The sequence below is a fragment of the Halomonas sp. OfavH-34-E genome (genome assembly GCF_024124525.1).
Taxonomy (GTDB): Bacteria; Pseudomonadota; Gammaproteobacteria; order Pseudomonadales; family Halomonadaceae; genus Halomonas; species Halomonas litopenaei.
This window is the reverse complement of sequence record NZ_JAMXRY010000051.1, coordinates 24,753-36,788: the sequence shown is the minus strand read 5'-3', so window position 1 is coordinate 36,788 and position 12,036 is coordinate 24,753. Positions and strand designations below refer to the sequence as shown.

The window sequence follows — 12,036 nt, the reverse complement described above, 5'->3', positions numbered from 1 at the left end:
GAGGGCGTCGATCTGTCCCCTGAGGCGGTGGCGCTGGCGCGGCGCAACGCCGAGCGACATGGTCTGGCGGTACGATTTCGCCAGAGCGACTGGTTCGATGCGCTCGATGATGAGCGCTTCGACCTGATCGTGGCCAACCCGCCCTATATCGACCCGCAGGATCCTCACCTGGGGCAGGGCGATGTGCGCTTCGAGCCAAGCTCGGCGCTGGTGGCCGCCGACCATGGCCTGGCCGATCTGTTTGCCATCGCCGAGCGCGCCCGGAGCTTCCTCCGGCCGGGCGGCTGGCTGTTGATGGAACACGGCTACGAGCAGGCTGAGCGGGTGCGAGAGCATCTTGAAGCGCTGGGCTATGTTCGCTGCGACAGCGTGCATGACCTGGGGGGCCACCCTCGGGTGACGCTGGGGCAGTGGGGCATGCAACGTTGAAGCCGGGACTGGAGTCTGTTGGGGGCATGTGATACTGATTATCAGTAAAATGTTTTGCCACCAAGCGATTGGGCGCGAGAGATTGTCGTGAAATGCTTTGCGACCAGGCCTTTTTGGTCGATTCTTTCCTTGCGTGCCCCTCGCCGTCAGACCAGCGTTCAGGACCACAATGAAAACCAAGAACCGCTCCCTCGACCGTATCGATCTGAAGATTCTGCGTTGCCTGCAGGAAAACGCCCGGGTGTCCTATGTGGATCTCGCCGCCCAGGTGGGCTTGTCCACCACGCCGTGTCTGGAACGCGTCAAGCGCCTCGAGCGATCCGGGGTGATCCGTGGCTACAAGGCGATCCTCAACCCGCGCATGCTCAAGGCCAATCTACTGGTGTTCGTCGAGATCAGTCTGGAGACCCAGTCTCCGGCGGTGTTCGACGAGTTCCGTCGAGCCGTGTCGAAGCTGCCGCAGATCCAGGAGTGCCACCTGGTGTCCGGGCAGTTCGACTATATTCTCAAGTGCAGAATTCCCGAGATGTCCGCCTATCGTCAGCTACTTGGCGACGTGGTGCTGACCCTGCCCGGGGTCAAGGAATCCAAGAGCTACGTGGTGATGGAAGAAGTGAAGGAAGATTTTGCCCTGCACGTGCCGGATATCGAAGAGTTCGAGGACAAGTGAGTTTTCATGAATGACCAGGACCTGCTGCGTTACAGCCGCCAGATCATGCTTCCCCAAGTGGACATCGACGGCCAGGAGCGCTTGCTTGCTTCGCGCGCACTGATCGTCGGTGCCGGTGGCCTGGGCTCGCCGGTGGCGCTGTACCTGGCCGCCGCCGGAGTCGGACAGCTGACCATCGCCGACGCCGATATGGTCGAGATCTCCAATCTGCAGCGCCAGATCGCCCACCAGGAGCAGGACCTGGGACGCAACAAGGCCCTGTCGGCCGCCGAGTCTGCCATCGCCCTCAATGCAGGCTGCCGGGTCAGCGCCATCGAGCGCCATCTGGACGCCGAGGGGCTGGTCCAGGCGGCGCGGGAGGCGGACGTCATCCTCGACTGCACCGATCGCTTTTCCAGCCGCTACGCCATCAATGCCGCCAGCGTCGCCGCCGGGGTGCCGTTGGTCTCCGGCGCTGCGATCCGCTTTTCCGGGCAGTTTGCGGTGTTCGACCCGCGTGACGAGACGAGTCCCTGCTACGCCTGCCTGTATCCGCCGGATGATCAGGGCGACGAGGCCCTGTCCTGCGCCGAGAGTGGCGTCATCTCGCCGCTGGTGGGGCTGATCGGCTGCTTCCAGGCGCTGGAGGCGGTCAAGCTGTTGTCCGGGGCCGGCAGGCCCCACCGGGGGCTTGCCACCTTCGACGGCCTGAGTGGCGAGTGGCGTCACTATCGGCTGGGGCGCGATCCACGCTGTCCTGCCTGCGCAGACCGGGGGCGGTCCGGCGGAGGAAGCGCGTGAGCCGGCAGAGCCCGGTCACCGACTTCGATATTCGTCTATTGCGGGTGTTCAAGGCGGTGGCCGAGTGTGGTGGATTTTCCGCCGCCGAGAACGAGCTTGGCATCAGTCGTTCGGCTATCAGCCTGCATATGGGCGACCTGGAAAAGCGCCTGGGGCTCAAGCTTTGTCGGCGGGGGCGAGGCGGCTTCGCCCTGACCGAGGAAGGACGGGAGGTGCTGGAAGGGGCCCGGCGTCTGCTGTCGGGACTGGAAGCCTTTCGCACCGAGGTCAATGCGCTGCACCACAGCCTGCGCGGCGAACTCAATATCGGCATCACCGATACCCTGGTCAGCTCACCCGAGATGCGTATCACCCATGCCCTGGCAAGCCTCAAGGCCCAGGGCCCAGAGGTGCGCATCAACATGCACATGGACCCTCCCGGCGAGATCGCCCGCGGGGTGCTCGACGGACGCCTGCATGTCGGTGTCGTTCCGGCGGTCAACCTGCCTGCCAGCGTCGATAGCCAGGCGCTCTACAGCGAACGCTCCGGGCTTTACTGTGGCCGGGGGCATCCGCTGTTTGCCGAGCCATCGACGGCGCTGGAGGCGCTGGGCGGGTGGCAGGCGCTGGGGCAGTGGGACGCCGTGGTACCGTCCTATCCGCTGTCGGAAGCCGGCCGTGAGCGCCATGTCGGGCTCAAGCCCAGCGCCACCGCGTCCGACCGGGAAGGCGCGGCCTTTCTTATCCTGACCGGGGCCTACATCGGCTATCTGCCGGATCACCACGCCAATCTCTGGGTCGCGCAGGGACGACTGCGTGAGCTGTGTTCCGAGAGCGCCGCCTACGAGACGCCCTTCGTCGCCATCACCCGCCGTGACCGCCGCCCGCATCGGGTGCTGGAAGCCTTTCTGGCGGCGCTGGGGAAGAGCGATGCGGGTGTATCTGGCGACTGATGGCGCCTCCTGGGTCTTTGATCAAACCGCCAACGTCTTCGCTTCGCTGACATGATGTCTCGCTTATACTCTTGGCGATGAAACGAGAGACTGACGCTCTGTCATTGCTTTGCGTTGAGTTTTCCACGTCTGGCATCTTGGATTCGAGCGCTTCCGGGCGAGCCGGCTTACGTTCGAAGCGTGAGCGTCGCCAAGGCGACTTCCATCGAGCGGGATGCGTGACGTGAAGTGTTGATGTTGGTGCGTCAGCCGCTTTAGGTATCGAATCGCTGACGTTGAAGTCAGGAATTTAGTGTTATTGGATACTTGACGCCTGGTGGCGAGAAAGTGGCACACTGTCGGTGTCACCTTCATGCGAAGGTGCGAGATTCAATAACAACAAGCGCATTGCGCAACCAATACGGACTCTCTATGACAGATTCCTCCACGTCCGAGGCCGCCTCCTGGTACCGCGATTCCGTCCGGGTCGAGCTGTTGCCGACACCCAGGCTCGAGGGCGACGTTCGCGCTGACGTCTGTGTGATCGGGGCCGGGGTGACGGGCTGTTCGGCGGCGCTGCATCTGGCCGAGCAAGGCTACAAGGTGGTGGTGCTGGAAGCCCATGACGTCGGCCATGGCGCCTCCGGTCGCAGCGGCGGCCAGATCCTGCCCGGGCTCGGTACCGACATGGACACCGTGGAACAGGCGCTTGGCCTGTCGGCGGCCCGCGATATCTGGGAAATGAGCCGCGAAGCGGTGCGCCTGACCGCACAGCTGGTCGAGCGTCACGCCATTCCCTGCGACCTTGCCTGGGGCTACCTGCATGCGGCGGTCAAGCCGCGCCATGTGCGCGAGTTGCGCGCCTTCCAGGAGACCATGGCGCACAAGTACGACTACCAGGCGCTGGAATGGCGCGAAGGGCAGTCGCTGCGCGAACATGTGGTCACCGACGCCTACCCGGCGGCCCTGTGGGAGGCCGAGGGCGGGCATCTGCATCCGCTCAACTATACCCTCGGCCTGGCCAGGGCCGCCCAGCAGGCGGGGGCGATCTTCCACTCGCACAGCCCGGTCACCGCGGTGACCAAAGGCGAGCCTGCCCGGGTGAAGACCGCCGCAGGACAGGTCACCGCCGATAGCGTGGTGGTGGCGACCAACGCCTACGGCATCGACCTGTTGCCGGAGATGCGCGGGCGCATCATGCGCTGTGCCAACTACATGATCGCCACGGAGCCGATGAGCGAGCAGCAGGCGGCCCAGGTGCTGCCGAAGAATGACGCCCTGTCGGATGCCAATTTTGTGCTCGACTACTATCGGCTGTCGGCGGATCGACGCCTGATCTATGGCGGTGAAGTCAGCTACGACGGGCGCCCGCCCAAGGGGCTCGAGGCGCGCATCGACGGCAAGATCCGGCGCCTGTTCAAGGTGCTCGACGATGTCGAGATCGCCTACCGTTGGGGCGGTGACGTGGCCATCACGCTCAATCGCGCCCCTGACTTCGGCAGACTGGCCGCCAACCTCTACTATGCGCAAGGCTACTCCGGTCATGGCATGGCCATGGCGGGACTGGCCGGCAAGTTGCTGGCCGAGACCATCGCCGGGCAGAGCGAGCGCTTCGACGTCTTTGCCGCCATGCCCCATCGTCGCTTCCCCGGCGGTCGCCTGTTGAGAACACCGCTGTTGCTGCTGGCCACCCACTTCTACAAGCTTCGCGATCGGCTGTGAGCTGCCGACAACGACGAGGAATGCCCCTATGACCGAGACCTCCACCGCCGAGCGCCATTCACAGCGCCGGGATGAGCCCCATGATGGCGCACGCCCGGGCGTCGCTGCCGCCGGCTCCGAGCGGACCGCCTCCGCGATCCATATGCAGGGCCTGCACAAGCGCTTCGGCGCCAGTACGGTGGCGCTCGATGGCGTCGATCTGACCATCGAGGCCGGCGAGTTCTTTACCCTGCTGGGCCCATCGGGCTGTGGCAAGACCACGCTGCTGCGCATCCTGGCGGGTCTGGAAGACGCCGATCAGGGACGCCTGACCATCGGTGAGCGCGACGTCACCGAGGTGGCGCCGCACCATCGCAGCGTCAATACCGTGTTTCAGTCCTACGCGCTGTTTCCCCACCTGTCGGTGCGCGACAACCTGGCCTTCGGCCTCAAGATGCGGGGTGTCGACCGTGCCGAGCGCGAGGCTCGGGTCGAGCGCATCGCCGAGTTCATCCAGTTGGGCGATCTGATCGATCGGCGCATCGATCAGCTCTCCGGCGGACAGCGTCAGCGCATCGCGCTGGCCCGGGCGCTGGTCTGCGAGCCCGACGTGCTGCTGCTGGACGAGCCGCTGTCGGCGCTCGACGCCGGCCTTCGCAGCCAGCTACAGGTCGAATTGCTGAGGGTGCAGAAGCGCCTGGGCATGACCTTCGTCTTCGTGACCCATGATCAGGACGAGGCCATGGTGATGTCCGATCGCATTGCCGTGCTCAATGGCGGGACCATCCAGCAGGTGGGGCCACCTCGGGAGGTCTACGAGCGCCCGGTCAACGCCTTCGTCGCCCGTTTCATGGGCCATGCCAACCTCTATCCGATCAGCGCACGCCAGGGCCAGCGCGTGACCACCGAGCTTGGCGAGCTGGAGCTCGAGACCGATCTCGACACGCCACAGCAGGGAGGCGGTGAGCTGTTGCTGATTCGCCCCGAGACGCTGGACGTGCGTCTGGGTCGTCATCAGGGGGTGAACCACCTGGTCGGGCGGATCACCGAACGGCTCTATCGTGGTAGCCACGCCGAGTTCCGTCTCGCGGTCGGTGACACCACCCTGCAGGCCACCATCAACAATCGCGGGCGCCGACTGCCCGAGGTCGGCGACGAGGTGACCCTGGTGGTCGCCCCGGAAGACCTCGTCACCGTGGCCAACTGAGGGGGCATGTCATGACCGATACCGCTGTCCTCGGACGCAGCCAGGGCATGGTCAGAGAAGCGCGCCATCTTCTCTTTACCGTGACACCCGGCGCGGCCTGGATCATCGTCTTTCTGGTGCTGCCCAGCGCCTACCTGATGGGCGTGGCCTTCATGACCAACGGGCCCTACGGCCTGCCGCAGATGCCGCTGTCGCTGGATTCGTTCAAGCAGCTTGCCGGCTTTGGCTTTCTGGGCTGGAGCCCGGGCAACCTCTACACCCTGTTGAGGTCGCTGTGGCAGACCCTGGTGGCGACCGGCCTGGTCGTTATCGTGGCCTATCCGATCGCCTACTACATCACCACCTGCCGGGCGAAATGGCGGCCGATCATGCTGCTGCTGGTGGTGGTGCCGTCCTGGACCAATCAGGTCATCCGCACCTTCGGCTGGATGAACCTGCTGGCGCCGGGGACGCCGCTTTCCAGCGTCGCCGAGTCGCTGGGGCTGATCGCCCCCAACATGGGGCTGTATCCGTCCAACTTCGCGGTGACCCTGGGGCTGGTCTACAACTTCCTGCCGTTCATGGTGCTGCCGCTGTACGCCGCCTTCGAGAAGCTCGACACCGCCCAGGTGGAGGCCGCCCAGGACCTCTACGCCACCCCGGTGAAGGCGTTCTGGCACGCGGTCTTTCCCCAGACCTTGCCGGGGCTGCTCGCCGGGATCGTGCTGGTGGCGATTCCGGCCTTCGGCATGTACGTGATTCCGGAACTGCTGGGCGGCGGCAAGGCGCTGATGCTCGGCAATCTGGTGGCCAACCAGTTCTCCGGTGGGTCGAACTGGCCGCTGGGCGCCGCCGGCGCCATCCTGATGCTGCTGGCGACCTTCGCCGGACTCTATGCCATGCGCCGGATCGGCAAGCGACTCGGCGGCGGTGAGGAGGTGGTGATATGAGAAAGCGCACACTCAAGCGAGGTCTGAGTGCCTTCTGGTGGCTGACCCTGGTGTTTCTTTACCTGCCGCTGGCGGTGGTGGTGCTGTTCTCCTTCAACGCCGCCAACAGCGCGGCCAGCATGACCGGACTGTCGCTGCGCTGGTACCACCAGCTGTTCGCCAATGACCAGATCATGAGCGCCTTCGGCAACACCCTGGTGCTGGCGCTGACGTCCTCGCTGATCGCCCTGGTGATCGGCTGCTTGATCGGTTATGGCATGTATCGCCACCGTCACCGCAAGCTGGGCTGGCTGATCGTGCTGATCTATCTGCCGATCGTGCTGCCGGATATCGTCTTCGGTATCTCGGAGATGGCCTTCTTCGTCAAGGTACACGAGCTGACCGGGCTCCTGGGGCCGGGGCTGGGCACCATGATCATTGCCCACGTCACCTTCCAGATCCCGTTCGTCGCGCTGATCGTCTATTCGCGCTTCGTCGGCCTGGATCCGTCTTTGTTCGAGGCGGCCAAGGACCTGTATGCCTCGCCCTTGAAGCGGGTGGTGCACTTCATGCTGCCGACCATCAAGCCGGCGTTGATATCGGCCTTCTTTCTCTCCTTTACCCTGTCGGTGGATGACTTCGTCATCAGCTTCTTCACCTCCGGCCCGGAGAGCGCGACCCTGCCGATCTATATCTGGGGCGCGATCAAGAAGGGGGTGTCACCGGAGATCAACGCCATCGCCACACTGATGATCGCGGCGGTGGCACTGGCCGCCCTGGCAAGCCTCGTCGTCAATCGGCGCAAGGCATGACGCCTGTGCCATCGGCGGACACAGCGGCGATCTCGGAACAGATCGATCAACACCTGACGTACCCAGACAAGACCAAGCAATACAAGGAGAAAGCAACGATGCTCAACAAGACTCGCAGCGCCCTGGGCCTCGCCGTGGCAGCCGCCATGCTCGCAGGCGTCGCCCAGGCTGAAGAGGGCAAGCTGTACCTGTTCAACTGGACCGAGTACATGGACCCCGAGATCATCGAGGCCTTCGAGGAAAAGTATGACGTCGAGGTGGTGACCAACTACTTCAACTCGAACCCGGAGATGATCGCCAAGCTCAATGCCGGTGGCACCTCCCAGTACGACATCGTGGTGCCGTCGAACTACTACATTCCGCGGATGATCGAGACCGGCCTGATCCAGAAGCTCGACCGCTCGCAGATTCCGAACTTCGACAACCTGATGGCGCAGTTCAAGGATCCGAGCTTTGATCCCGGTGCCGAGTACTCCGCTGCCTACCAGTGGGGGACCACGGGCCTTGTCTACAACACCGAGACCTTCCCCGATGCGCCCAAGAGCTGGTCGTTGCTGTTCGACCCCGAGGTCAACGGCGACTATCCGTTCTCGATGATCCAGGATGGTCAGGTCGCCACCGGCAGCGCCTGCGCCTATCTGGGCGCGAGCTTCGACTGCAGCGGCCTGGATGACCTGAAGAATGCCGCCAGACTGCTGATCGAGACCAAGAATCGCGACAACTTCTCGGGCTTCACCGACGGCACACCGACCCTGCAGCAGCTGGCCCGGGGCGTCACCCACGTGGGCATGTCCTTCAACGGCGACTACCTGTACTTCAAGGATGAGGACCCGGAGACCTTCGAACATCTGGACTTCGTGATTCCCGACGAAGGCGCCGAGATGTGGGTCGACTCCATGGTCATCCCCTCCGAGGCACCCAACCCGGAGCTCGCGCACAAGTTCATCGACTTCATCCTGGACGCCGAGATCGGTGCCCAGTTGTCGAACTACAACTACTACGCCAGCCCCAACGAGGCGGCGCGCCCGCATCTCGACGAGGTGCTGACCCAGCCGCCGACCCAGCCCAGCGAAGAGGACATGGCGCGGCTTGTCTTCACCCCCAGCCTGTCCGGTCAGCAACTGCAGACCTTTCAGCAACTGTGGTCAGAGGTAAAGGCTCGGTGAAGGGATTGGCCCAGGGGCGTTGATGCGCCCGGGGCCGCCCTGCAAGGAAAGAGCCCCGGCGACGTCGGGGCTCGGCCACCGAGTGAGACACTCACGTAACGGAACACTCTCATGAGTAACCGCCAGGAAAGCCCAGCGCTCAGCGACTGGTTCAAGCAGTACGGCATCACCGAGGTCGAGTGCCTGGTCACCGACCTTACCGGCATCCTCAAGGGCAAGATCATGCCCGCGGGCAAGTACCTCAACGGCGGACGACCGCGCCTGCCGGACTCCATCTTTATCCAGACCGTCACCGGGGGCTATCCCGACGATGACGACATCCGCTTCTGGAATCCTGCCGAGCGGGACATGGAGCTGGTGCCTGACCCCAACGCCGTCTTCCTGGTGCCCTGGGCCGACGATCCTACCGCCCAGATCATCCACGACTGCCACTATCTGAGCGGCGAGCCGGTGGAGCTGGCGCCGCGCTATGTGCTCAAGCGTGTGCTGGAGCTGTACCAGGCACGTGGCTGGGTCCCGGTGGTGGCACCGGAGGTGGAGTTCTTCCTGGTCAAGACCAACACCGACTCCGACTACCCGCTGGAGCCGCCGGTGGGGCGCACCGGTCGCCAGGAAAGCAGCCGCCAGAGTTTCTCCATCGATGCGGTCAACGAGTTCGATCCGCTGTTCGAGGAGATGTACGACTACTGCGAGGCGATGAACCTGGATCTGGATACCCTGATCCACGAAGAGGGCGCCGGGCAGATGGAGGTCAACTTCCAGCACGGTGATCCGCTGGCGCTGGCCGACCAGGTGGTGCTGTTCAAGCGGGTGCTGCGCGAGACCGCGTTGCGCCACGGCATGTACGGCACCTTCATGGCCAAGCCCATGGCCAACGAGCCGGGCAGCTCGATGCACATTCACCAGAGCCTGATCGACCCGGCCAGCGGACGAAATCTGTTTGCCGGCGAGGATGGCCAGCCCAGCCGTCTGTTCCACCACTTCATCGGCGGCCTGCAGCGCTACCTGCCCTCGGCGATGCCGCTGCTGGCCCCCAACGTCAACTCCTACCGGCGGCTGCTGCGTACCGAGACCTCGGGCTCGGCGCCGATCAACGTCGAGTGGGGCATGGACAACCGTACCGTGGGCCTGCGCGTGCCTGTCTCCGGGCCCGAGGCCACCCGGGTCGAGAACCGACTGGCCGGTGCCGACGCCAATCCCTACCTGGTCATGGCGGCGTCACTCGCCTGTGGTTACCTCGGCATGCTCGGCCAGGTGGAGCCGCGCCCGCCCATGGTCGGCTCGGCCTGGTCCGGCGGCAACAAGCTGCCCGACGATATCGGACCGGCGCTGGACCTGCTGCACGAGTGTGACGCCCTGGCAGGTATCCTTGGCGAGCGCTTTACCAACAGCTACCTGGCGGTAAAGCGGGCCGAGCACCGTGAGTACTTTCAGGTGATTTCGTCCTGGGAGCGTGAGCACCTGCTGCTGCGGGTGTGAGTCGCCGCTTTGGAGGACGTCCCGGGGTGGCGCAAGCCTGAGAAGGTGGCGCGAAGCTCAGAGAGTGGCGTAGGCCTGAGAAGGTGACGCGATCCCGAGACGGTGGCGCAAGCCCGAGACGGTGGCATGAGGCACCATCAGCGAGCCAGGCCAGGTGCCTGGCTCGCTGCGTTGTGGGGCTATGGCGTCGGTGCGTGGTGGTGATTATTCCATGTCTTTATCTTGAAGATGTCTCCTTTCGCCGCGTAGAATGCGATCTAGTGTTGAATAAAATAACCACTTTGGGAGTCCGTCATGTCCAGCCGTTCCACCGCTACCGATCCCCGTGGAGGGGCCGCCGAGGTCCAGCATGCCGCGTCCTGGTATGCCGCCTCGGCCAATGCCTCACCCCAGCGCCCGGCCCTCGAGGGAGAGGTGAGCTGTGATGTCTGCGTGGTCGGGGCCGGCTTCACCGGCATCTCCGCCGCGCTCCATCTGGCGGAGCAGGGCCTCAAGGTGGTGGTACTGGAGGCGGCCAGGGTCGGTTACGGCGCCTCGGGCCGCAACGGCGGTCAGATCGTCAACAGCTACAGCCGCGACATGGACGTGATCGAGGACAAGTACGGCGCCGACACCGCGCGTGCCCTCGGCGACATGGCCTTCGAGGGCAATCGCATCATCCGTGAGCGCATCGCCCGCTACGACATCCAGTGCGACCTGCGTGAAGGCAACCTGTTCGCCGCCTGCAACGAGCGCCAGCTCAAGGGGCTGCGCGAGCATCAGGCGCTGTGGCAGCGCTACGGCCACGACGGGCTGGAGCTGTTGGAAGGCGACGCCTGTCGCCGCGAGGTGGGCAGCGATCGCTACACCGGCGCCCTGGTGGACCACTCCGGCGGTCACCTGCATCCGCTCAACCTGGTACTGGGCCAGGCGGCGGCGCTGGAATCCCTGGGCGGTGTGATCTTCGAGCAGAGCCCGGTGGAGTCGCTGGTGCACGGCCAGCCGGTGGTACTGAAGAGCCGCAACGGCAGCGTTCGCGCCGAGCGTGTGGTGATGGCGGGCAACGCCTACATGAGCGGCGTGATGCCGGAGCTCGAGGCCAAGTCGATGCCCTGCGGCACCCAGATCATCACCACCGAGCCGCTCGGCGAGGACCTGGCCCGGGAGCTTCTGCCCAACAACATGGCGGTGGAAGACTGCAACTATCTGCTCGACTATTTCCGCCTGACCCGCGACAACCGCCTGATCTACGGCGGGGGAGTCAACTACGGCGGCGAGGACCCCCAGGACATCGAGGCGGTCATTCGTCCCAAGATGGAAAAGACCTTCCCGATGCTCAAGACGGTCAAGGTGGACTACGCCTGGAGCGGGACCTTCCTGATGACCCTCAACCGACTGCCCCAGTTCGGGGTGATCAATGACAACGTCTACTACGCCCAGGGCTACTCCGGTCATGGCGTGACCTGCACCCACCTGGCCGGTCGCCTGATCAGCGAGGTGATGACCGGCCGTGACGAGCGCTTCGATGCCTTCGCCGGCCTTCCGCACCTGCCGTTTCCTGGCGGCCGCATGCTCAGGGTGCCGCTGTCCGCCATCGGTGCCTGGTACTACCAGACCCGGGACAAGCTGGGTATCTAGCCGCTGGTCGGTGTCACGGGGCCTTGCCATAGGCCGCTGCCACAGGCCGTTGCCACTGATAGTGCGGGCAGCGGGATCGCTCCGTGACCCGCGCTCCCGGCTTGTGAGCCCCATTAGCACGTCTCCCCCAACGCCTCGCTGCCTCCGGCAGCGAGGCGTTGTGATGTGTGGGCAGGGGGGGCAATGGCATAAGAGGCGAGGGCAGCAGCGCCCGTCGTCGCCGATCGGGGGCACCTTTGTCGGTGAGTTGCGACAGCCTCACAAACAACTTGCAAGTGGCTCCATGGTTCTTCGAACGCTGTTCGATAACGGCTAGGATAGTGTCATCGCATCGCCAAGACATCTGCCGTGGCGCC

At 64.6% G+C, this 12,036-nt stretch carries 11 protein-coding genes; all 11 read left to right on the top strand.

Annotation, left to right across the window (positions count from 1 at the left end; genetic code table 11):
• On the top strand, window positions 1-429 hold a 429-nt coding region (locus tag NH448_RS18830), incomplete at its 5' end, for a peptide chain release factor N(5)-glutamine methyltransferase (protein ID WP_253029231.1).
• Between the two features lie 169 nt (window positions 430-598).
• On the top strand, window positions 599-1,099 hold the full coding sequence (locus NH448_RS18825) for an Lrp/AsnC ligand binding domain-containing protein (protein ID WP_045995158.1): 501 nt from the start codon (window positions 599-601) through the stop codon (window positions 1,097-1,099).
• A gap of 6 nt (window positions 1,100-1,105) precedes the next feature.
• Window positions 1,106-1,879 carry a molybdopterin-synthase adenylyltransferase MoeB gene (gene moeB / locus NH448_RS18820; RefSeq protein ID WP_253029230.1) on the top strand — a complete coding sequence of 258 codons (774 nt, stop codon included), beginning with the start codon at window positions 1,106-1,108 and terminating at the stop codon, window positions 1,877-1,879.
• Window positions 1,876-2,811 carry a LysR family transcriptional regulator gene (locus tag NH448_RS18815; protein ID WP_231498652.1) on the top strand — a complete coding sequence of 312 codons (936 nt, stop codon included), beginning with the start codon at window positions 1,876-1,878 and terminating at the stop codon, window positions 2,809-2,811. Before moeB ends, NH448_RS18815 begins: the two co-directional genes overlap by 4 nt.
• 411 nt (window positions 2,812-3,222) lie before the next feature.
• Window positions 3,223-4,512, top strand: coding sequence for an FAD-binding oxidoreductase (locus NH448_RS18810; protein ID WP_045995156.1), 1,290 nt, complete (start codon window positions 3,223-3,225; stop codon window positions 4,510-4,512).
• Between the two features lie 28 nt (window positions 4,513-4,540).
• Complete coding sequence (locus NH448_RS18805) at window positions 4,541-5,698, top strand: ABC transporter ATP-binding protein (RefSeq protein WP_045995155.1); 1,158 nt, start codon at window positions 4,541-4,543, stop codon at window positions 5,696-5,698.
• Between the two features lie 11 nt (window positions 5,699-5,709).
• Window positions 5,710-6,627, top strand: a complete 918-nt coding sequence (locus NH448_RS18800) for an ABC transporter permease (RefSeq protein WP_052704560.1) — start codon at window positions 5,710-5,712, stop codon at window positions 6,625-6,627.
• Window positions 6,624-7,418, top strand: a complete 795-nt coding sequence (locus NH448_RS18795) for an ABC transporter permease (protein ID WP_045995154.1) — start codon at window positions 6,624-6,626, stop codon at window positions 7,416-7,418. Before NH448_RS18800 ends, NH448_RS18795 begins: the two co-directional genes overlap by 4 nt.
• Before the next feature lie 98 nt (window positions 7,419-7,516).
• The gene (locus tag NH448_RS18790) at window positions 7,517-8,584 is read left to right on the top strand and encodes a spermidine/putrescine ABC transporter substrate-binding protein (protein WP_052704559.1); all 1,068 of its coding nucleotides are present in this window, start codon (window positions 7,517-7,519) and stop codon (window positions 8,582-8,584) included.
• Between the two features lie 111 nt (window positions 8,585-8,695).
• Entirely contained in the window at window positions 8,696-10,063 is a 1,368-nt protein-coding gene (locus tag NH448_RS18785; RefSeq protein WP_045995153.1) for a glutamine synthetase family protein, read from the top strand.
• A 294-nt stretch (window positions 10,064-10,357) separates the two neighbouring features.
• Window positions 10,358-11,680, top strand: a complete 1,323-nt coding sequence (locus NH448_RS18780) for an FAD-binding oxidoreductase (RefSeq protein ID WP_045995152.1) — start codon at window positions 10,358-10,360, stop codon at window positions 11,678-11,680.
• Window positions 11,681-12,036 lie beyond the last annotated feature (356 nt).